The organism is Alteromonas sp. MmMcT2-2, assembly GCF_022348305.1.
Taxonomy (GTDB): domain Bacteria; phylum Pseudomonadota; class Gammaproteobacteria; order Enterobacterales; family Alteromonadaceae; genus Alteromonas; species Alteromonas macleodii.
Genome location: NZ_JAKRFA010000002.1, coordinates 94,865 through 116,142 on the forward strand (window position 1 = coordinate 94,865; position 21,278 = coordinate 116,142).

The 21,278-nt window shown below is 44.2% G+C and carries 25 protein-coding genes and 1 pseudogene; 19 read left to right on the plus strand and 7 right to left on the minus strand.

The genetic code is table 11. The annotated features are described in order from the left end of the window. Positions 1 to 282: 282 nt before the first annotated feature. Both fadB and fadA read left to right on the plus strand, forming a co-directional pair. Positions 283 to 2,433, plus strand: coding sequence for a fatty acid oxidation complex subunit alpha FadB (gene fadB, locus MHM99_RS02565; RefSeq protein ID WP_014975560.1), 2,151 nt, complete (start codon positions 283 to 285; stop codon positions 2,431 to 2,433). A gap of 18 nt (positions 2,434 to 2,451) precedes the next feature. Next, entirely contained in the window at positions 2,452 to 3,615 is a 1,164-nt protein-coding gene (gene fadA, locus MHM99_RS02570) for an acetyl-CoA C-acyltransferase FadA (RefSeq protein WP_069943690.1), read from the plus strand. Between the two features lie 80 nt (positions 3,616 to 3,695). Here fadA and MHM99_RS21150 read toward each other — a convergent pair. Continuing rightward, a pseudogene (locus tag MHM99_RS21150) lies at positions 3,696 to 4,249 on the minus strand (phage integrase N-terminal SAM-like domain-containing protein). Positions 4,250 to 4,482: 233 nt separating this feature from the next. Here MHM99_RS21150 and MHM99_RS02585 point away from each other — a divergent pair. The 11 genes from MHM99_RS02585 to MHM99_RS02635 all read left to right on the plus strand — a co-directional run bounded on the left by MHM99_RS02585 (position 4,483) and on the right by MHM99_RS02635 (position 9,720). Next, on the plus strand, positions 4,483 to 4,872 hold the full coding sequence (locus tag MHM99_RS02585; RefSeq protein ID WP_168463087.1) for a hypothetical protein: 390 nt from the start codon (positions 4,483 to 4,485) through the stop codon (positions 4,870 to 4,872). A gap of 115 nt (positions 4,873 to 4,987) precedes the next feature. Next, on the plus strand, positions 4,988 to 5,692 hold the full coding sequence (locus tag MHM99_RS02590; protein WP_168463088.1) for a hypothetical protein: 705 nt from the start codon (positions 4,988 to 4,990) through the stop codon (positions 5,690 to 5,692). A gap of 484 nt (positions 5,693 to 6,176) precedes the next feature. Further along, entirely contained in the window at positions 6,177 to 6,464 is a 288-nt protein-coding gene (locus MHM99_RS02595) for a hypothetical protein (protein ID WP_168463089.1), read from the plus strand. A 152-nt stretch (positions 6,465 to 6,616) separates the two neighbouring features. Then, entirely contained in the window at positions 6,617 to 6,898 is a 282-nt protein-coding gene (locus MHM99_RS02600) for a hypothetical protein (RefSeq protein WP_168463090.1), read from the plus strand. Positions 6,899 to 6,964: 66 nt separating this feature from the next. Further along, entirely contained in the window at positions 6,965 to 7,243 is a 279-nt protein-coding gene (locus tag MHM99_RS02605; protein ID WP_168463091.1) for a hypothetical protein, read from the plus strand. A gap of 128 nt (positions 7,244 to 7,371) precedes the next feature. Next, a complete protein-coding gene (locus MHM99_RS02610; protein ID WP_239218028.1) occupies positions 7,372 to 7,638 on the plus strand; it encodes a hypothetical protein in 267 nt (88 codons plus the stop codon). A 71-nt stretch (positions 7,639 to 7,709) separates the two neighbouring features. Next, positions 7,710 to 7,961 carry a hypothetical protein gene (locus MHM99_RS02615; RefSeq protein ID WP_014948136.1) on the plus strand — a complete coding sequence of 84 codons (252 nt, stop codon included), beginning with the start codon at positions 7,710 to 7,712 and terminating at the stop codon, positions 7,959 to 7,961. A gap of 64 nt (positions 7,962 to 8,025) precedes the next feature. Continuing rightward, entirely contained in the window at positions 8,026 to 8,394 is a 369-nt protein-coding gene (locus MHM99_RS02620; RefSeq protein WP_061094122.1) for a YnfA family protein, read from the plus strand. A 35-nt stretch (positions 8,395 to 8,429) separates the two neighbouring features. Continuing rightward, the gene (locus MHM99_RS02625) at positions 8,430 to 8,858 is read left to right on the plus strand and encodes a GNAT family N-acetyltransferase (protein ID WP_168463110.1); all 429 of its coding nucleotides are present in this window, start codon (positions 8,430 to 8,432) and stop codon (positions 8,856 to 8,858) included. A gap of 52 nt (positions 8,859 to 8,910) precedes the next feature. Next, positions 8,911 to 9,366, plus strand: coding sequence for a GNAT family N-acetyltransferase (locus MHM99_RS02630; protein ID WP_168463092.1), 456 nt, complete (start codon positions 8,911 to 8,913; stop codon positions 9,364 to 9,366). A 24-nt stretch (positions 9,367 to 9,390) separates the two neighbouring features. Further along, positions 9,391 to 9,720, plus strand: coding sequence for a zinc ribbon domain-containing protein YjdM (locus MHM99_RS02635; RefSeq protein ID WP_168463093.1), 330 nt, complete (start codon positions 9,391 to 9,393; stop codon positions 9,718 to 9,720). 90 nt (positions 9,721 to 9,810) lie between these two features. On the opposite strand, the gene MHM99_RS02640 is transcribed toward MHM99_RS02635, so the two are convergent. After that, positions 9,811 to 10,668: a LysR family transcriptional regulator gene (locus MHM99_RS02640; protein ID WP_014978205.1), complete on the minus strand. Its 858-nt coding sequence runs from the start codon at positions 10,666 to 10,668 to the stop codon at positions 9,811 to 9,813. Between the two features lie 171 nt (positions 10,669 to 10,839). On the opposite strand from MHM99_RS02640, the gene glyA reads away from it, so the two are divergent. Further along, complete coding sequence (gene glyA / locus MHM99_RS02645) at positions 10,840 to 12,096, plus strand: serine hydroxymethyltransferase (protein WP_239218030.1); 1,257 nt, start codon at positions 10,840 to 10,842, stop codon at positions 12,094 to 12,096. A 9-nt stretch (positions 12,097 to 12,105) separates the two neighbouring features. Here the strand turns inward: glyA and MHM99_RS02650 are convergent, their stop codons facing one another. From MHM99_RS02650 to MHM99_RS02665, 4 genes are all read right to left on the minus strand, one after another. Further along, a complete protein-coding gene (locus tag MHM99_RS02650; protein WP_239218032.1) occupies positions 12,106 to 12,519 on the minus strand; it encodes a hypothetical protein in 414 nt (137 codons plus the stop codon). Positions 12,520 to 12,722: 203 nt separating this feature from the next. After that, complete coding sequence (locus MHM99_RS02655; RefSeq protein ID WP_239218034.1) at positions 12,723 to 13,994, minus strand: divalent metal cation transporter; 1,272 nt, start codon at positions 13,992 to 13,994, stop codon at positions 12,723 to 12,725. Positions 13,995 to 14,302: 308 nt separating this feature from the next. After that, the gene (locus MHM99_RS02660; RefSeq protein WP_168533597.1) at positions 14,303 to 15,100 is read right to left on the minus strand and encodes a transporter substrate-binding domain-containing protein; all 798 of its coding nucleotides are present in this window, start codon (positions 15,098 to 15,100) and stop codon (positions 14,303 to 14,305) included. 19 nt (positions 15,101 to 15,119) lie between these two features. Then, positions 15,120 to 16,238 (minus strand): porin, encoded by a 1,119-nt coding sequence (locus MHM99_RS02665; RefSeq protein WP_168533599.1) that lies wholly within the window; start codon positions 16,236 to 16,238, stop codon positions 15,120 to 15,122. 188 nt (positions 16,239 to 16,426) lie between these two features. Here MHM99_RS02665 and MHM99_RS02670 point away from each other — a divergent pair, with 188 nt between their 5' ends. The 4 genes from MHM99_RS02670 (at position 16,427) to MHM99_RS02685 (ending at position 18,554) form a co-directional block, all read left to right on the plus strand. Continuing rightward, a complete protein-coding gene (locus MHM99_RS02670) occupies positions 16,427 to 16,768 on the plus strand; it encodes a Rho-binding antiterminator (RefSeq protein ID WP_239218036.1) in 342 nt (113 codons plus the stop codon). Between the two features lie 48 nt (positions 16,769 to 16,816). After that, a complete protein-coding gene (locus MHM99_RS02675; RefSeq protein ID WP_156085884.1) occupies positions 16,817 to 17,203 on the plus strand; it encodes a VOC family protein in 387 nt (128 codons plus the stop codon). A gap of 91 nt (positions 17,204 to 17,294) precedes the next feature. Continuing rightward, positions 17,295 to 17,606: a hypothetical protein gene (locus MHM99_RS02680; protein WP_168533601.1), complete on the plus strand. Its 312-nt coding sequence runs from the start codon at positions 17,295 to 17,297 to the stop codon at positions 17,604 to 17,606. Positions 17,607 to 17,828: 222 nt separating this feature from the next. After that, a complete protein-coding gene (locus MHM99_RS02685; protein WP_239218038.1) occupies positions 17,829 to 18,554 on the plus strand; it encodes a YitT family protein in 726 nt (241 codons plus the stop codon). A 425-nt stretch (positions 18,555 to 18,979) separates the two neighbouring features. Here the strand turns inward: MHM99_RS02685 and alr are convergent, their stop codons facing one another. Then, entirely contained in the window at positions 18,980 to 20,056 is a 1,077-nt protein-coding gene (alr, locus tag MHM99_RS02690) for an alanine racemase (RefSeq protein ID WP_187446533.1), read from the minus strand. Between the two features lie 190 nt (positions 20,057 to 20,246). Between alr and murQ the strand changes: the two genes are divergently transcribed. Further along, on the plus strand, positions 20,247 to 21,260 hold the full coding sequence (gene murQ, locus MHM99_RS02695) for an N-acetylmuramic acid 6-phosphate etherase (RefSeq protein WP_239218040.1): 1,014 nt from the start codon (positions 20,247 to 20,249) through the stop codon (positions 21,258 to 21,260). The last annotated feature ends 18 nt before the right edge of the window (positions 21,261 to 21,278 follow it).

Here is a 21,278-nt window from a genome sequence, read left to right on the forward strand (position 1 = left end):
TGATTGTAGATTATTCTTTTGCTGGATTGGCGCTTTGCGTCAATAACGCTCATTATACAACCACCAATGGCGAAATGAAGCTTGAATTCGATATTTACACTTGAATTTAAGTCATCCGACCACTACCTTAGACAAATTGAAACGCTTGTTTGATTTTTTGTTGAAATTTTGTGTGGCTTTGTAAAGAATCTAGCCACCCTAACGCGTTAGTGAATGCATACGACCCTACAAATTAGTTGGATTACTTCACTAACATCCTGGCCAATGCCGAAGGAGATGATAATGATATACACAGGCAAAAGTCTTTCCGTCAGCCTGTTAGAAGACGGCTTTGCTGAGCTGGTATTCGACGCCCAAGGTTCAGTAAACAAGTTCGACCGCCAAACGGTGAGTGAACTTGACGAAGCAACTCAAGCCCTACTTGCTAAAGGCGATGTTAAAGGCTTAGTGGTACGCAGTGCAAAACCTGCATTTATCGTGGGTGCTGATATCACCGAGTTCACTGGCCTATTCGCCATGGACGATGCAGAAGTACTACAGTGGGTTGCCAATACATCACAAGTATTCGACCGCTTCGAAGACCTACCTTTCCCTACCATCGCTGCAGTTAACGGCTTCGCTCTAGGTGGCGGCTGTGAGATGGCATTGGCGTGTGACATGCGTATTGCAGACACTACTGCTTCAATTGGTTTGCCAGAAGTTAAACTAGGCCTAATGCCTGGTTTTGGTGGTACGGTTCGTCTACCTCGCCTTATTGGTTCAGACAACGCCCTTGAGTGGATGACCACTGGCCGCGACAGAAAAGGCGCGAAAGCCCTTGCTGAAGGCGCAGTTGATGCCGTTGTTGCACCAGAAGCACTTGTTGAAGGTGCGCTTTCAATGGTGAAAGACGCCGCTGACGGTAAATTTGACTGGCAAGCGCGTCGTGCGGTTAAGAAAGCCCCACTACAGCTAAACAAAAACGAAGCCATGATGAGCTTCAGTACTGCTCAAGCTATGGTATTTGCGCAAGCTGGCAAACACTACCCAGCACCGCACAAAATGGTTGAGACTGTTCAAAAAGCAGCGGGCCTAGACCGTGAAGGTGCACTTAAGCTTGAAAATGAAGGCTTTGTAGCGTTAGCGAAAACAGACGCTGCGAAAGCGCAAATTGGTATTTTCCTAGCCGACCAGCTAGTTAAAAGCAAAGGTAAAAAGCAAGCGAAAGCAGCGACTAAGCAATCTAAGCTTAACGCTGTGCTAGGCGCAGGCATCATGGGCGGCGGTATCGCATACCAGAGCGCTGTGAAAGGCACGCCAGTTATCATGAAAGACATTAACCAAGGTGCACTAGACCTTGGCCTTTCAGAAGCAGCGAAGATCCTTGGTAAAGGCATGCAGCGCGGTAAAGTAGACGCGGCCAAAATGGCGCAAACACTTAACGCTATCACGCCTACCCTTGAGTACAGCACGCTTAAAGATGCAGACCTTGTTATTGAAGCGGTTGTAGAAAACCCGAAAGTAAAAGGTATTGTGCTTAAAGAAGTAGAGGACAACGTAGCTGACGACGCTATCATCTGTTCAAACACCTCTACTATCTCTATCAACCAGCTAGCTGAAAGCCTAGACAAGCCAGAGCGCTTCTGTGGTATGCACTTCTTTAACCCAGTGCACCGCATGCCGCTTGTTGAAATTATTCGTGGCGAAAAAACCTCTGAAGAAACCATCAATGCAGTAGTAGCCGCTACCCTTAAAATGGGCAAAACCCCAATTGTGGTTAACGACTGCCCAGGGTTCTTGGTAAACCGCGTATTGTTCCCATACTTTGCGGGCTTCAGTAAGCTACTTATCGACGGCGCTGACTTTGTAGCGGTTGATAAGGTAATGGAAAAAATCTTCGGCTGGCCAATGGGCCCAGCATACCTAATGGACGTTGTAGGTATCGACACGGGCGATCACGCAGCAGATGTAATGGCTGCAGGTATTCCAGAGCGTATGGCTCGCCTAGATAATGACCCTGTAACTCTTTTCTACAAAGAAGAGCGTTTAGGTCAGAAGAACGGTAAAGGTTTTTACAACTACGGTGTTGATAAGCGCGGCAAGCCGTCTAAAACACCGGCTGAAGAAGCATATGCACTAATGGCGCCACACGTAGCTGAGAAGACAGACTTTGAAGCTGACGACATTATTGCACGCCTTATGATCCCTATGGCAAACGAAGCAATTCGCTGCCTAGAAGAAGGCATTGTAGATAGCGCAGCTGAAGCAGATATGGCGCTACTTTACGGCTTAGGTTTCCCTCCATTCCGCGGTGGTATCTTCCGTTGGATTGAAACCATTGGCTTGGCGAACTTTGTTGCGATGGCAGACAAGTACGCTGAACTTGGTCCAATTTATCAGATCTCAGACGGCGTTCGTGAAATGGCCGCTTCTGGTAAATCCTATTTCGCATAAGACCCGGAGGAAAAACTAATGAAAGAAGTGGTCGTAATCGATTGCGTACGTACCCCTATGGGTCGTTCAAAAAACGGTGTTTTCAGAAATGTGCGTGCAGAAGACTTATCTGCTGCGCTAATGACCGCGCTACTAGAGCGTAACCCTGGCGTAAACCCAGCGGAAATTGAAGACATCATTTGGGGCTGTGTTCAGCAAACTAAAGAACAAGGCTTCAACGTTGCACGTAACGCGCAACTACTCACAAAAATTCCACGCACAACAGGCGCGGTAACGGTAAACCGCTTATGCGGTTCATCAATGCAAGCCCTTCACGATGCAACAAGCGGCATCATGAGCGGCCGTGGTGACATTTACATGATTGGTGGTGTTGAGCACATGGGTCACGTACCGATGAACTACAACATCGACTTCCACCCTGGTCTTGCTAAGTACACGGCGAAAGCGTCGGGCATGATGGGTATGACAGCCGAGCTACTTGGCCGTCAAAACGGTATTACTCGTGAGCAACAAGACGCATTTGGCGCACGTTCGCACCAGCTAGCGCACAAAGCACACCTTGAAGGCCGCTGGGCTAACGAGATTGTGCCTGTTGAAGGTCACGATGCAAACGGCGTATTAAAGCTAATTGACTACGATGAAGTAGTTCGCCCAGAGAGCACTGCTGAGAGCATGGCGGCACTTCGCCCAGTGTTCGACCCAGTAAACGGTACTGTTACTGCGGGTACATCTTCTGCGCTGTCTGACGGTGCATCAGGTATGCTACTTATGTCAGCAGACCGTGCGAAAGAGCTTGGCCTAACGCCTCGTGCGAAAATTCGCGCAATGGCTGTGGCGGGTTGTGATGCGGCAATTATGGGTTACGGCCCAGTACCAGCAACACAAAAAGCCCTTAAGCGCGCTGGCCTAACTATGGACGATATTGAACTTGCTGAGTTTAACGAAGCGTTCGCGGCACAGGCGCTATCATGCATTAAGCAACTAGGTTGGATGGACCACCTAGATACTAAGATTAACCTTAACGGTGGTGCAATTGCACTTGGTCACCCACTAGGTTGTTCTGGTTCGCGTATCTCGGGTACGCTTATCAACCTAATGGAATCACAAGACGTAAGCCTAGGCTTAGCGACTATGTGTATTGGTTTAGGCCAAGGTATTGCTACCGTATTTGAGCGTGTATAAGCGTTTAAATAAGAGATTTTAAAGCTAAGTTTTGAAAAGGGCCTTCGGGCCCTTTTTTGTTGGTTTTAATACCTTTCAGATTACTTCAAAACACGAGATAAAAGACTTATCACCCCCTGCGCACCTTGCTGAAGCACGTGAGTATAAATTTGTGTGGTCTTTACGTCTGAATGACCTAACTGTGTTTGCACCGTTCTAATATCAGCGCCCGATTGCAGCAAATGCATTGCAAAAGAGTGGCGCAGCGTATGAGGCGTAACTTTCTTTTTAATGTCACAAGTTTTTGCCGTGTTCCGTATTGCTTTTTGTATACTCGATTCATCAATATGATGTCGTCGCACTCTTTTGCTTTCAGGATCGACAGATAATCGAGAAGTGGCCTTTCCAATATATCGCGATGTAAGAACGCCAGTGCATTTAGCGCGCTAGCCTGAGTGGCCTGAGCCACATTCTTAGCGTTAACTAAGTGAGATAGAAACACTTCAACTTCTTTATCTCCCATTTCAGATGGGTGCCTATTATTATTAAATCGAATAAAGCTAATGATCCATTTGCTATAGAGTTCTATCGAACGCTTTGCATAGCGACGGTTGTGCATATGCTCAATCACCATTTGCATGAACATTGATTTCATTTTCTTGATTTTAATTACTGTAAATAAAAACAGAATTGCGGTTTTTGACTCGTCCGTAAAATAAAAAGGAAAGATTCCGTACTTAAGTACGGTGTTTTCAGATACTAAGTGTAGGTTATTGATGAAAGTGTATTTCCGTGCGAAAGTGATAAAACTAGAAATGTGATACATGGAAATTATCCGCCTTGCATAAAGGATTTTTTCCTTACACTAAATTGTTAGGAGACAAGGGAATGTTGCAGTATAAAAGGATTTTTATGTTTATCCCTTTATCAATTCTTTTGCCCGCATTGAGTGTGGCGATTTTGGTTTTAGTGTTTAGTCGTTTTGGGATCGCTACTACTGCTTTTTCATTCTTGGCTACGTCGTATATTGTAGGTGGCGCTTTAACCTTTGTGGTTTTCTGGTGGTTTGCTACAGGTGTAAATAAAAAGCCATATTTGCATGCGTTTGTGATGTATGTTTGCAGTTTTTTAATATCAACTTTCGTACTTATGTTGTTTGCTGGCGGTGGTTATATTTCTACTAATTTAGCCTTTGACGCTTCAATTTCAATTATGGTTATGTTCGTAGCAACCAAAGTCGGCTATAAAAACAAGGAGGTATCAAGCTATGTCTCCTAACAAAAAATAATGTCGCCCGCAGGCGGGCTGGGACACAAACAGGCAGGCGGCTTCGCCATTATAGCCTGCCTATTTGTGCCCCATATTTAGGTGTTAAATGCCACAAGGAAGGTACATGTTTAAACTTTTATGGTCTTTTATTTTAATTATTTCTCTATCATTCGTGCCAGCGCTGGGTGGTGAAACAACCGTCAATTTGAAGGAAAACACAGTAATTTATCACGGTAAATTATCGCCATCAGCAAATCAGAAACTTCTTTCAATTCTGGAAAATAGTGAAAATAAGGTTGCATGGCTGTCTATAACGTCCGAAGGCGGTGAAATCAATCATGGAATGGATCTTGGTGATATTGTTCATGACTATGATTTGAAGCTTGAGGTCAATGAGTATTGTCTCTCATCATGCGCTAACTACGTTTTTTCTGCAGCAAATCATCACAGGATCTCGAATCACGCAGTTATTGGTTTCCATGGTGGTACAACCGGAATGGAGAAAGAAATAACATCGTTTATTGATGCTCTTCCAGAGGAAGAGCGGGAATTAACAAAGCAGAACTTAGAAAAATATATTAAGTCAGCTGTAATTCGTGAGCGAAACTTCTTCGAAAAAATTAGTGTGGATCAGCGAATAACAACACTAGGGCAATCTTCCGAATATAAAGAGTTCGCCGAGAAAGAAGACTTTATCGGCTGGTACTATTCACTCGAAGGGCTTGCTACGCTGGGCGTTTCTAACATTGATGTAGTAAACCCTCCTTGGTCATATCAACATTTGAGCGAAAAAACTAAGTTTTTCAAAGTCGGAGTAGGCGGCATTTAACATTAGGTAATGTCAGCCCATATGAATACGAAGCAAAATACGCTTAACATGGACGTCCACTTTTAATGGGGAAGACCAATGCTTTTCAGAAAGTTCATCAATAAGGAATGTTATGAATCTAAATGCAACATTTTGGGGGCAAGCACTCTTCATCCTCGCGTTAGTTGTAATTTTCTTTACCATCAAATTCGCTAAAGGAAAGGCTGACAATATCGGGTTGGTTGTCATTTACGCCGTCTTGCTCAACTTCTTGATTCCGCCTGTTGGGTGGTTTTATTGTTACCGATGGGCAAGTAAATAATTGCCTAGAACAAATATCATTCTCTTTGTAGCTAGTTTTTTTACTATAGTGAGGTGTGAAAGGTTTTAATTTGTACACATATAACAAGCCAATTAGCACGTTCGCTGCGACGTTAGCTATAGAACTTTGTAGATCAGTTAAGGTCGAAGTTTGAGACAGCAAGAAACGTTAAAAGGAATTACCATGAACAAAAAAGCTTTTTTTATTGGCTCAGCCACTTTGCTATCTTCACTGTTAGCCTTTCAATCATTTAGTAACCCAGCTCCCTTAAATTCAGCCCAAAAATGCGCATCTCTACTCCCAAGCGGCTACAACTTTTCCATGACCATAAATGCTAAGATAGATACGACAGCTGACAAACCAGTAGTGTCAGGCATTCTAGATTTAACAGACGGTACCGAAATACTCCCCCCTGAATTAAGTGCGAAAGTAGAGCCTTTCAAACAATGCGTAGTAAAGCTGATGAAATAGACAACATGGCTCAGGTAACCACAAGCCATGTGCTTTCAAAATAGATGTCGGCCTTACAAATCAGCCAAGTTCGTCTCACGACTGCATCTTCCCTAGGGAAGACACAATGTTAAGTCGTTATTTACCTTTGGAAACTATCTAACGGGATATTTATGAAAAGCAAAGATGTAAAGGTAAAAGCCAGAATAGCCAAGTTATTGCTGTCATTTTGCTTTGTAGCCTGGGGAGTCACTTGGGTTTATGCATTTATTGCAGATGAATGGGGGCTAATCGCAGGATTTTTTAAAGGCTTAGTACTTGGTGGTTGTTTTGCTGTCATTCCTGCTACATATGCGATTTATTCATTAACACAAACTAAGTTACCAACGTTAAAAATAGTACTCGGTATATCACTAACTTGGTTGTTTATTGTATGCAGTTTATATTTGGTTTAACAGGCCGTAGTCTACCAAGTTTCTTTTACAGGGTTGTGATTAGCCAAATCAATCTAAGAGGGATTTATGCAGACTGCGCTAATTATTGTAATTCCAGTAGTTGTTGTTTTGCTGATTATTGGAATTCTAAAGCTCAAACCGTTGTTCAGTTATATGGCAATTTTTGGCTTAGGATTACTGTCTTCATCCGTAGTGGAGTTCTTTTTTTGCTCTGGCCTGCAAACACAGTGTGAAGCAGATGCGTTAAATATGGTGGGCTTTTTCTTCCATTCTTTTTATGTAATAGCAATTTGTTCAGTTTTTTACGCTATTATGCCTCACGTTTCAAAACAAAAATCGCAGTAATTGTCTTAACAAAATGACGATTAAGACTATAGTGTGTAATTAAGAAAATTTGATTCTATAGGCTGTAGTTCAAGTAAATAAAAAATAATTCGTTGAAATCAATGGATATAGAAACGAGTAGAGGTTAGATGTCTACATTCGGTGAACTTGGTGCAGCCCTTGTAATTAAAAACCAAAAGATAAGGAGTTCTTTTAATATGAGTTTTTGGCAAATCATTATTTTTATCGTGCTTTTCAGCCTTACACTTCTACCAGCGTTAATTGCCTTAACATCCAAAAAAGCTAAAGGCATACACAAGTTGGCATGGGGGGCCATTTCCTTTTTCTTTTCGTGGTTGGGGTTTTTAATCTATTACTTCTTTGCAATTAGAGGTATGAGCAAGCAAAGTACATAACGATTCGTTGTTTCGCTCCACTTTAATATGCCCTTTATTAGACGTTATACGGTGATAGGAATTTAGATAACATGAAGATTAAATTGATAGTAATCTTGTCAATATGTGTAATCTCAACAGGGTGCGCTTCAACTTCTGATAGGGCTGCAAGAGACTTTCTTGATGGGGCTAGTGCCAGTGCTGAAAAAAGACAGCGAGAAGAATCTACTAACCGATACAGCAAAAAGCGTGACCACAAAAACGATGCTATAGAAGATACGGTGTCTGGAGCACTTACCGCGCTTTTTAGAGGCTTGTTTAGCTCTGAAAGCGACGATAACTAGTGAAAGATAGTTTCCTAGCATGGCGTGCGAGTGGCGCTCTAATGCCCTTTTCAAAGAGCATTGATTGCTTACCAGCAGTATTTCAAAAGAGGTCTGCCCGTTGGAATTAAAAACCATTGGTTTGTTTGTTATTACTGCACTTGCTGAAATCGTTGGATGCTATCTGCCCTATTTATGGTTGAAAGAAGATAAGTCCATATGGTTGTTAGTACCAGCGGCTATATCGCTCGCGCTTTTTGCTTGGCTGTTATCACTTCACCCAACCGCTGCCGGGCGCGTATACGCGGCTTACGGTGGTGTTTATATTTTTATGGCTATTATGTGGCTTTGGCTTGTTGATGGTGTGAAGCCAACGTTATGGGACTTGGTGGGCACCTTTGTCGCTTTGATTGGTATGGCGATAATTATGTTCGCACCAAGAAGTCATGGATAAAAGTCTTGCTTTCAATAAATAACGAAGAAAACGCGATGAAGATTACCTTTGTGACAAGTACGAACCTACCAAGGGCTGCTGAGTTTACCTTTAATAACATGCGCGATTATTACGCTCAGTTTGCGCCTGATTGGGACGCCGAAAAAGTGCTTGGGGTTACCGCAGAGCTCATTAATTACGACATTCAAGTAGACAGCGAAACGGTGGGGGTTATGCGCCTTCAATACGACGGTAACACCTGTATATTGCGCGACCTTCAGGTCATACCCAGCGCCCAAAACAAAGGCATAGGTAGTGCTGCCATTGAAAAAGCAGAAAGACTAGCGTTAGGGGCCAATACTAACTCGCTTGACTTACGAGTATTCAAAGTTAGCCCTGCCGTTTCACTTTATAAAAAAGTGGGATTTATCATTAGAAGTGAAGACGATCGCTTTTTTAACATGACTAAACCCTTAAGCACTTAACAAACAGGCTTGTACCGCCGTCTATTCAGGATGTACCTAAAAGCCTAAGCACATGAAGGTTATTATTGATGATCTCACCGGAGGAGAAGTGCTAGCGCTTTTAGAAGAGCATTTGTCTGATATGTATGCTACATCGCCACCTGAGAGCGTACATGCATTAGATGTTAAAGCACTAAAAGCCTCGAACAATACTTTTTTTAGTGGCTGGAAGCAGCAACAGCTTGCGGGCTGCGTCGCTATTAAAACCCTTGATACACATAGCGCCGAGCTAAAATCTATGTGCACAGCCAAACCGTTCAGAGGTTGCGGTGTGGCGTCTCAGTTATTACTTTTTGCCCTAGAACATGCGAAAATGAAGGAGTTTAGTTCGGTAAGTTTAGAAACAGGAACGCAAGACTACTTTTTTGCGGCCAGAACCCTATACAAAAAGTTTGGTTTTGTTGATTGCGGTCCATTTGGCAGTTACTCAATCGATCCCAACAGCCACTTTATGACCCGAGCGCTTTAATTTAATACTTCAAGAGAATTTCACATGTCGTTACCTCCTTGCCCGCATTGTCAATCAGAATATGTATACGAAGATCAGCCTCTACTTATTTGCCCTGAATGTGGACACGAGTGGAGCCCGAACGAAGTAGAAGAGGAAGTCTCAGCAAAAGACTTCAACGGTACACCGTTAGTCGCCGGCGACAAAATTACGCTAGCAAAAGATTTGAAGGTAAAAGGCAGTTCATTGGTACTTAAAATTGGGACCAAAGCCGTTATCCGACACGTGAAAGATGCCAAAGACCACCAGCTAGACTGTAAAGTAGATGGCGCGGGTGAAATGATGCTGACTGCACAATTTGTTAAAAAGGCATAGACGGACTTTATTGAAAAGCTGTTACTCCTCTCGGTGCGCTTGCCTTGTTATTGTTTAGCAAGCGCGCTAGCTATCCCCTGCTATTTCCTGTTAAAAGTTTGCGACTTCGTTGGTAATGGTTTCAGTAAGCAAGCTAATCGCTTTCGATGACACTTTCTGAGGGTTAACTAAACAAACACCCACATGCCCAAGCTCGGGTAAACTTTCCGAATTAGATAAAACGTGTAGCCCAGGCGGCACCGAACTTTTTGCAAGAACGGTTATGCCCAGCCCTTCGTTAATGGCCGTTTGTATGCCGTTTAAGTCAGCAATGGTATACACCACCTGCCACGGTTTTTTGATAGCCGATAACAGATTGGTTGCTCGCTTGCGGTAAATACACGGCGACGGTGCAGCAATAATAGGCAGTTTAGCAGGCACGCTATTTACAAAGCGCTGACTCCCCACCCATACCAGTTGATCTGAAATGATGTAGCCGTCTTGCTGAGGATCTGGTGTTTCTTGTAGCGAAAGAATTAAATCGAACTGGCTTTTAAGGGGCTCACTAAGTAAGTCTTTACTTAGCGCACAATGCACCTCTAGCGATATTTCCGGGTAGGTTTGCGTGAACCGTCGAATAATTTTAGGCATAAGCGTTGTGCTAAATTCGCTGGGAATGCCTAACCGAATATTTCCCGTAACCTGCGGCTTGCCGAATTCGGCCATCGCCTGATCGTTAAGTGCCACTATCTTTTCACCATACGACAATAAGCGACTACCAGCGCCAGTTAGTGCCAAGCGATTTTTGTCGCGGGAAAATAGTTTTTCCCCAATCATTTCTTCTAGTTTTTTTATCTGTAAGCTAATGGCAGGCTGTGTGCGCTGAAGCTGCTCGGCACATTGTGTATAGCTACCCGTCTGTGCAATAAGTACGAACGAACGCAGAAAATCTATCGATAAGTTTTTCATTACTTTGCTTTACACCTCTTTGTTAGCTTTGCCTTCTGTTTTGCCTTGTTAGTGTCAGAATTGCACACAAGGCTATTTAATAAAGTTATAATGCCATATTTTTTATTAATTTTATTTATTCTTTTTACGCTCCTAGTATCAGATACAAAATAATGACATTTAGGAGCCAGCATGAACCCACTTAACCAGCACCTTCACGAACAAGACCCAGATATCGCAGCATTTATTGCGCAAGAAAACGAACGCCAAGAACACCACATTGAACTGATCGCATCGGAGAACTACACCAGCAAAGCTGTTATGCAGGCGCAAGGCAGTCAGCTAACTAATAAGTATGCAGAAGGCTATCCGGGCAAGCGCTATTACGGTGGCTGCGAGGCGGTGGACAAAGTAGAACAGCTTGCTATCGACAGAGCTAAAGCATTGTTTGAAGCTGACTATGTGAATGTGCAGCCTCACTCTGGCTCTCAAGCGAATACTGCAGTTTATATGGCGCTATTAAACCCTGGCGATACCATTCTTGGGTTGAGCCTTGATCACGGTGGGCACCTCACACACGGTGCAAAGCCTAACTTCTCGGGAAAACTATACAACGCGATTCAGTATGGCTTGAACACAGAAACTGGTGAAATTGACTATGACCAAGTAGAAGCCTTGGCTAAAGAACACAAACCAAAAATGATTGTAGCGGGCTTTTCCGCTTACTCTCGCGTGGTCGACTGGCAGAAGTTTAGAGACATCGCTGATAGTGTAGGCGCGTATTTACTTGTAGATATGGCACATGTTGCAGGCCTTGTTGCGGCCGGTGTTTATCCCTCGCCAATTAACGCCGCACACGTCGTTACTACTACTACCCATAAAACACTGCGTGGCCCTCGTGGCGGGCTTATTATGTGTAAAGCAAACCCCGAGCTTGAAAAGAAATTCAATTCATTAATTTTCCCTGGCATTCAGGGTGGCCCACTTATGCACGTTATTGCCGCAAAAGCGGTAGCGCTTCAAGAAGCCATGACAGCAGAGTTCCGCGCTTATCAAAAGCAGGTAGTCATTAATGCACAAGCTATGGCTAATGTGTTTATGAAGCGTGGCTTTGACGTAGTTTCTAATGGAACCGACAACCACATGTTCCTGTTAAGTCTTGTAAGCAAAGGAATGACGGGGAAAGAAGCCGACGCGGTATTAAATAGCGTGAATATAACGGTAAATAAGAACACAGTACCCAACGACCCGCAGTCGCCATTCGTTACAAGTGGTATTCGAATTGGCACACCTGCGGTCACTTCACGCAATTTTAGTGAAGAAGACTGTGCTCAATTAGCCCATTGGATTTGTGATGTGTTAACAGCGCCAGAAGACAATGCAGTAGTACAGCAAGTGATAGATAAAGTGGCAACGCTAACAGCGGCTCGCCCCGTTTACACTAAGTAAAACCTAGTACTATACCGAGCGAACTCGTGCGTTGCAGGTAGCCACTATTACCCGCCACACGAGTTTGGCTCGTTCATTAAACTGCACTATTCCCACTCCCCAAGCGTCTTCCATGGCGCCTTGCCACACGCTACACGTTTCAATGGTATCGCCGTACAAGGGGGCTAACGATAAGCTAATGCGTAGCGACTCCAACCATTCCCTAAATAGCGGGTCCTGATTACCTGCTTCACGCATTTGAGAAAGCTGTAGCGAAGCTTGTTGCTTAATACCTTGAAGCCTTTTGTAGATTTCTCGAGGGTCTTCCTGCTGCCCCAAAAGATGAAGTTCGCGCTCAATATCGTAAGCATTGTGCCAGTGGATAGTTTGCTGCGGTTCTTTTGAACAGCCCCACATTGCCGCACTCATAAGCGAAAGCAGCATGATACGCTTACCCCATAATAAAAGGGTTGAAGGAAATAGTTTTTTGCCACACACCAAACTGCGAACTCCTCAAACGATGTCATCTACAGTATAGATGAGTATTGCGCTGGGGCTTGCATAGGGCGCGTAATTAAACTAATTTACTAAGGCGAGACTTGCGAAGCACCTAAAGTGCTCTGCGCTCTCGTTACGGTAGGAAGCGACTAGCTAAACCACTTCCACCATATAAACACCATTAGAAACCCAAATAGATAGATTAGGCCTAAATAGCTAAGCAGCTTCACTATTACGTTTGGTGCCGCGTCTTGATGAAGCTTGGTTTGTGCCACAAGCTTATGATTAAGCCAAGCAAACATTGGAGTAGTAACAAAGGCCAGTGTCATTGCAAAGCCTAACATTGCCAATAGCGCAGATTTAAAGAACAACACAATGATAAAACTCGCCACTGCCATGAACAGTAACACCGGCGTTACCAGCGTATTTCGTGCGTTTTTGTCTTTGTTAAAAAGAAGCGCTATTGCTTCAGCAACCACCCTCGCATAACCATCGTAAACGGTTAGCGCCGAACCAAATATGCACAAAAATGCAACCAGTGCGATAAGCCAATGCGCCCACTTTCCAATGGTTGATGAGTACATACTAATTAGCTGATGGGAAAAGCCGATACCGCTGGTACTTAGCTCTGTGCCGCTGCCATACAGAATTAATGCACCTAAGCCCAAAAACAACAATGCGAGTAGCACCGTCACTGCATAACCTAAATTAAAATCGAACAGGGCCGACTTTGGCGTTACGGCTTGCCCTTTGCACTGGCGCTTTAACCAAAGTGATGTAATGGACGATATTTCAATAGGCGCGGGCATCCACCCCATTGTGACTACTAAAAAGCCTAATGTAGCGAGCGTCCAAGGCGAAGGCGGTGCCACGGCAGGTGCTGGTGAAGCAGAATAATTGCTTAGTGCCACCACGAATACGGCGACAGTCGCCACAACAAGCACGCCCATTATGCCTTTGGCGATATTGTCCAATCCTTCAAAATGCCCAGCGAGTAAAATGATTAAAATAAGTGCCAAAACCACTGAAGCGGACAGCGTTATGGCGATATCGAAAGGAATAAAATACGACAATAAGCTTGCAGCAAACAACAACAGCGCTGCAGCATTAACCACCGACGCAATGGCATTCAAACCCAAGGCAACGGCTAAATATCGTCGCCCCATTCCCAAGTACCCTTGCTGAAGGGTTTGTTTTGTGCTGATGGTATAGCTAACGCCTGCTCTAAAGAATGGGTATTTGAGTAAGTTAACTACCAATATAAGCAGCGCTAACTGCCAACCAAACTTCGCCCCCGCTTGAGTTGATGCCACTAAGTGACTACCGCCTACCGCCGCTGTTGCCATAAGCACACCCGGACCGAGCAATTTTAATAGTGCAATACAACGGGCAAAAAACGATGTTTCAGCTGAATACGACAAGGCAACCTCTAAATGGGCATTTCAAAATAGCCGTCAACCATATCAGTAATATAATAAACAGAAAAGAGAGTACGTGCTCATCTGCAAGGCTTGTGGTGTAAGCAGCTGTACCCAGTTTACGCGGGCTATTTCGCCGGAGATTTTAATAGGTATACAAAGCGCCGGTAAATACCCCCTACATCAATATCATGTGCACGGAAGTATATAGATTATTTTTATTATCGCACTGCCCTATCAGTTTAATTTATTATGTCTTTGGCGTTTAGTCAGCGGGGCTTTTATACAGCCCCTTAGGCCTGAAACGCCAGCTAACGTCTGTCGAAATTCACTCTTTTCTGCGGGTGCTGATAGTAGCCTTCTTTTAGAAGGCGTTTAAAGCGAGTCAGTTTTCCGTCCAGCGTTAACTCTTCTAACCCTTTATTAAATAGTGACAAAATAAGCTGACTATCACTTTCGCCTTTTGGCACTAACAGATGCGTGGTTACAGTTGAGATAAACGGTTTAATCGGCATCACATCTCTGCGGTCGCCACTATCGAAATCACGCTGCAGCAAGTACCATCCTGTTAACTCATCAATGGGAAAAACGTCAATTTTACCGTCAATCAGCGCCTGTAAATTATCTTTGTCTGTGGCACTTTCCACAACATTACTGCTGCTTTTAATGTAAGCGGCAAGTTCATCGTTGTATAAATACCCTTCTGTTACGCCCATCTTTAGGTCTTTTAAGTCGCTTAATTCAGCCCAAGTATCAGGGCCCTTTTCAGCATTAACATAAAACACCAAGCTTTCCGCACTAATAGGGTTACTGTGGAAAAACTCACTTTCCCGGGCGCGCACAAAATTGCCGTATGAAATGGCGTCGTATTCGCCTTTCAGCGTTGCTTCAAGCGCTTCTTCCCAGGGTAAAGATACAAACTCAACCACAACGCCCGTCTCTAAAAACGCATCAGCGATAATGTGATTGATATAACCGTCGTGCTGCATGTCAGTTGACGTATAAGGGGCATACTCTGTGGTCGCTATTCGCAGTTTCATCCACGCATGGGCAAAACTTTGCATTGGAACTAGCGCTAGTATAAATGTCGCTATTAATAGAAATCGCATGTCAAAGTCCTGTTAGTGATTAGAAGTAAATACCAAGGTTTATGTTCAGGCGGTGGGTAGTTCCTTGTCTACCACCTAAGTCGAGTCCCACGCCCGGACCTCCTGAGAACCACATGTTTTTGCCTTGGATACTATCTACGTATACAAACAATTTATCCCAGCCAAAGCTACAGCCGTTTGTCCACTGCGATGAGTTTTTCCCCTCGCTTCCTTCACCTTTTGCCACGCTGTACTCTGAGTAACAAGTAAGTGATTCTATGTGAGTAAACTTATAAGGCACAGAGTATACAAGATTTGCTGAATAGGTTTTACCGTCGGCCGCGGCTAAGAACGGGAAGGTGAAAGAGGATAGCGCTATGCGATCGTCTGCTTGCCCTTCTGGTGCAGCCAAATCGTATTCATAGTCGATATACTGCAGTTCGACCTTTAGATCGCCTTGGGTATGGCGCATATGCACGGCGTAGGCATTCATATCACCATCATCCAAGGTATCCAGGTTTAAGATGTTGCCGTATTGGTAAGATACACCAATATCGGTAGTGCCTCCGCGAATAAAGTTTGCCGTGTAGTTAGCACGTAAATTGTATTGGCCGTCTTCTTTATTTCGATATTCACCGTCGTCCGCCACGTCGAACGAATAGCGCCCAAACTCAGCGGCATCGTTGTACTCGTCGTTCATAAAATAGGCGGCTTGAAAATCCCAGTTGCCCCAATCATGGTTTATTTTCACCCCAGCATCGTAATCATCTTCGAAGCCAAGATAATAATTTACCGAGAACCAAAAGTTGTTACTGGCAAAGGGCTGCAAACCAAACGGTGTTTGGGTTATACCTGCGGTAATTTCGGTTTGCTCATCGAAATGATAAGTCAGGTCGGCGAACCTTACTGTGTTGAAATCGGTGTTTTCATACCATCGATATTCGGCTTTATAGCTAAATTGATCTGACTCACCCGACACGCCAAGTTTGAATGATTCAAATTCGAAACCATCTCTAAACTCGGGGATTTGCCAGTCTTGATGCCCGTAGTTAACCCTAACATGACCGCTTAAATTAAAGGGAAGTTCGTCAGCATTTGCGAAGCTTGAGGTGCACGAGGCTATTGAAACTAAAGAAAATGCGGATAGTAGCTTGTTCATTACTGTTCCTGTATTGAATTTTTGGCGGGAACCCTTTGCTAAAAAATGCCTCTAAGAAACAAGAGGGGCGTTCGAGCGCTTAGGTGTATCGCGCACCAAAATAAATCCTTCAGTACTAACAATACTGAGCAAACCTTAAAAAAAGATCATTTGTTAAGGTCAGACTTCTGTGAAGTGAAGTGCTATGTATGCGCGGTAGATGCGGAAAGTTTTGCTGTGAACGTCAGGTCTACTCTACTAATTGGTCGCCACTTGAACAGCGAATAGAGAAATATGTGAACATAGCGTGCCAGCTTTACGACTACATCGAAATTGCCTGCATGTATGGGCTTGAAGTGAGCGTGGTATTAAAAGACGGGAATACGGTAAAGGGTACAACACTGACCACAGTTATCGATAAACGCAACGACGTGGCCACAGAGTGTATTCAAATGTCCATCGACAAAACCACGCAAAATATTGCGCTTAATGAAATCGCTCAACTTCACGCAATAACTGACAACCCGCATTTCAGCTCAGTCAGCTTTTAGGTAGTATGCGCAGCTAACTTAGCTTAACTTTCAAAGTGAGCCTGATTTATGACGCTAAACCTCTCGGCCATTACTTTTTTTGTAGACGACTACGACAGTGCCATTGAGTACTTCACCACGGTTTTAAACTTTACCTTAACCGAAGACAAAGTAACCGGCGAAAACTCGCGTTTTGTTCTGGTAACCCCACCTCACAGCGCTACGAGCTTGTTGTTGGCGCAAGCGAAAAATGACACAGAAATGGCACTCATTGGCAGGCAAGCCGCCGATAAAGTATTTTTAATTTTGAATACTGACGACTTCTGGCGCGACTACAATGCCATGCAAAGCAAAGGGGTGGCGTTTTTAGAAACCCCTCGAGAAGAAGTGTATGGTACGGTAGCCATCTTTAGAGATAAGTTTGGCAATAAGTGGGATTTGATCCAAACCACCTAATTGCACTTTATATAAGTACGCCTTGTCGTTGTGATATTTTTTCTGCAAGGCTTTAAGTGAATAGTGTAAAGAAGTAGAGGAGAAGTAGCACGTGCAGGCCATGAAGCGTTCCATTATTGCTGATGTTGTTGCAATAGCGGCAATAGCACTGTTGGTCACTACGACGTTTTATTGGATAGAAGCAAGGCGCGAAGTCATAATTCTCTGCGATAATTTTACGCCTGGCGTATCGAAAAAGAGTGTCGAACGCCAGCTAGATACTGCAAACTTATTGTTGTGGGATACAGAGTTTGTTGCAAATGGCAGCAAAATTGAAGCATATAGCCCTCTACACTTAGGCATTATGAAATGCAGTGTAGAGTTTAATAAGCAAGATACCGTTGTATTCTCTATTGTAGAGTAATCAAACTCCCTAACAGCTTCCTCTACTTTTTGCGTTTTATGTGAACCAGGTTGGTGCAACGTTTACATCGACGCAACACCCTATTCACCGGTGCGCTAAAAGTCGTAAAGGCAAACTTACCTTCCGCCATTTATCGCACCGAGTTAACTTTTCATCTAGCTGTAACCTACTGTGTTGTAAACGTATAATTACGCTGTGTCTTCTTAACGCAAACTTTTTCTTATGCAAAAAACAAAACACAGTGTCATCGAGGATGTTTTCGCCCTGATAAGCGCCGGCTTGTTTGTTGCTTTTGGCGTATATTTATTTCAGTCTCAAGACTTAATGGTAGGTGGCGCGGCAGGCTTAGCGCTGTTAGGTACTTATGCCGTAGATATGGACTTCGGCTTGCTATTCTTTCTGATTAACTTACCGTTTTACACCCTAGCTTGGACGCAAATTAGCAAACGTTTCACCATTAACACCTTTATATCCGTCACCACGGTTTCTGTACTAACTGAGCAAATTCCAGCGTTTGTGGATATTAGCCACGTAAATCCATTTTTCGCGGCGGTATTTGGCGGTATTCTAATTGGTGTAGGTATGCTGATGATGTTTCGTCATAGCTCAAGCCTTGGTGGCGTTGGTATTATGGCGTTCTATTTACAACAGCGTTTCAATATTAGAGCCGGTACATTCCAGCTAACCGTAGATAGCTGTATATTACTTAGTGCTCTGTTTTTCATCGCTTGGCCTTTAGTGCTAATTTCAATTTTAGCCGCATTTTGTTTGAACATGGTTATTTCGCTTAACCATAGACCAGAGCGTTACTTCCCAGTGCAAGGCGAATCTGAATCAAGAAAGGCAAACGCTGAATCAAACAATGCCAATACCAATCACATGGAAAATCGTGCTGAAAACAGCCTAGAACAGTGCTTAGACAGCGAGCTTCGCGCACAAAACGGCTAAATTTACTCAGCCAGTCTTTGCCATTCGGTCATAAATTTTCGCTGTTACTCCCCTCAAAAAGAGACAGAAGCGATGATTAGGGCAACAAATAAAAAGCCCGGTTAGGCACAACCTAACCGGGCTTTCTTGTATCTTTTATTTGTATTCCTAGACGCCTACAACAAACCTATTGCTTCTTCTGAACAGGTCTTGACGGTCGACTTACTACTCCACGGTTCACTCTTGGACGAGAAAACGAAGTACGCATACAAACCTCACTTATGAGTTGTTGCTCAGCACAGTTGGAGGCGAAACATTCACCGCAATCCCGCAACCAAGCCGATACAGTATAGGCTCAAAATGGGGGTAAATGTCTCATTCTTTTAATGAATAGTGCTTTATTAAAACTTATATGAAGTCTAGCCAAACTGGCACTGCTTTGATAACTAAAGGTATTTTACAATGCGCGGCACCCGTTGAGAAACGCGGGTCATTAATTCGTAGTCGATAGTGTCAGCATTAGCCGCAACTTCCTGAATTGGCACATTCTGTCCCCAGAGTTCAACTTCATCACCCACCGCGACGGTGTCGATATGAGTTACATCGATTGTGATCATGTCCATAGAAACGCGGCCAGCTAAATAGGCGCGTTTACCTCTAATCATAACCGGCGTACCGTTTTTGCAGTGTCTTGGATAGCCATCGGCATAACCAATGCCTACGGTTGCAATTTTGCTGGGCTTACTTGCTACCCAGGTTTGACCATAACCAATTCCCTCGCCTGCCGGTATGGTTCGTACCGCTAATACACTGGAGCGAAGTGTCATGGCAGGGTAGATTTCAATGTCGAGATTTTGTGAGGTAGAAACGGCACCGCCATAAACCCCCACACCTAAACGGTTCCAAGCATTTCGACTTGCAGGCCAGTTTACCGTGGCGGGAGAATTAGCCACGCTGGTTGGCAAACCCAATTTACTCGCTACTTGATTGAACGCATCGATTTGCGTGTTGGTAAAGTTATTATCTACATCGTCAGCGCACGCAAAGTGCGTAGCAATAACCGTTTGCTCGCTAAGTAAATGATTGTACTTAGCAGCAATCCCTTCGATATCGGAAAGGGCAAAACCCAACCGGTGCATGCCGCTATCCACTTTAAGCCAAATATGCGGGCGCTGCTGTTCGGGGCAGCTTTCTAACCACGTAAGCTGTTCTTCGCAGTGCATAACTAATATACAGTTATGCTGAAATGCCATTTGGCACTCTTTTGCCTGATGTGCCCCTTCTAACACCACAATAGGCGCAGAAATTCCCGCGTCGCGAAGCGCAATGGCTTCTTCAATTATTGCTACGGCAAAACGCGAAGAAACATGCTGAAGAATGCGCGCAACATTTACTGCTCCATGACCATAAGCATCGGCCTTTACTACCGCCATAGACTGACTTGAGGGCGCTAAAGCAGCAAGGGCTTTAAAATTATGTAAAAGGGCATCAGCATGAATGATAGCTTGCGTTTGTCGGCTCACAGAAAAACACGTTCCTTAAATGTTTAATGAGAAAGAATATCGAAAGCCAAAGTGTACCACGAGAAGCGTATTAGCTGCGCAGGATTAATAAAGAAAAACGTACCATCTAACGCAAGGTTTCTTATGGCATAAAATACCGTTATGCTTTGCGCTAGCTCATTATCACAATTTCGTTGCCCCAAGGTTTTCAATGTCTTCGCACAATTCTTCTACTTCAGAATCATCCGCCAACGCCAGTATTAAAAATACAGTCAGTACTGACAATGAAGCGGCAGGTAATAAACCCACCGTTAACGAATTAGCCCAGTCACTGAATAAAATTGTGTCCGAAGGCAGAAACCCAGACACCCTCGATATAGACACGCTAAGCACGGAAGGCATTCTTGCCCGCATTAACAACGAAGACGCGAAAGTGGCAAACGCAGTTACCTCGCAAATTCCGCAAATTGGAAAAACGGTGGATGCTGCAACCATTAGCATTAAAAATGGTGGCAGGCTTATTTATATAGGCGCGGGAACCAGCGGCAGGCTGGGCATACTTGATGCAGTAGAGTGCCGCCCCACGTTTAGCGTGCCTGATGAACTGGTTGTTGGCGTGATAGCTGGCGGTGAAAAAGCCATTCAGCACGCCGTAGAAGGTGCAGAAGATGACGTCGACGCGGGGCGTGCTGATCTTGTAGCGCTGTCCTTAAACCACAACGATACCGTTATTGGTATTTCGGCAAGCGGTCGTACACCCTATGTAAGTGGCGCACTGGAATATGCCCGTTCGCTTGGCTGCTTTACCGGCGCTATTGCATGTAGCCCTAACGCCGCTATTTTTACCCATGCTGATGTAGCTATATGCCCAGTTGTTGGCCCTGAGGCACTTACTGGCAGTACGCGCATGAAGTCGGGTACGGCGCAAAAGCTAATTCTTAATATGATTAGCACCAGCACAATGATTAAGCTGGGGAAGACCTATCAAAACTTAATGGTAGATGTGAATGCCACTAACGAAAAACTAAAAGCCCGTGCGCTTCGCATTGTTATGCAGGCTACGGACTGCAGTGAAAATGCTGCTTTAGCAGCGCTTAGTGCGTGTAATAACAAAGCTAAAGTTGCTATTTTAATGGTATTAACGGGGCAATCTGCCGAGCAGGCCGCCGCTCAATTAGATGCTAGCGGTGGGTATTTACGTTCCGCCGTGAATAAAAGCGAATAACCACGGTAGCCTAATGCT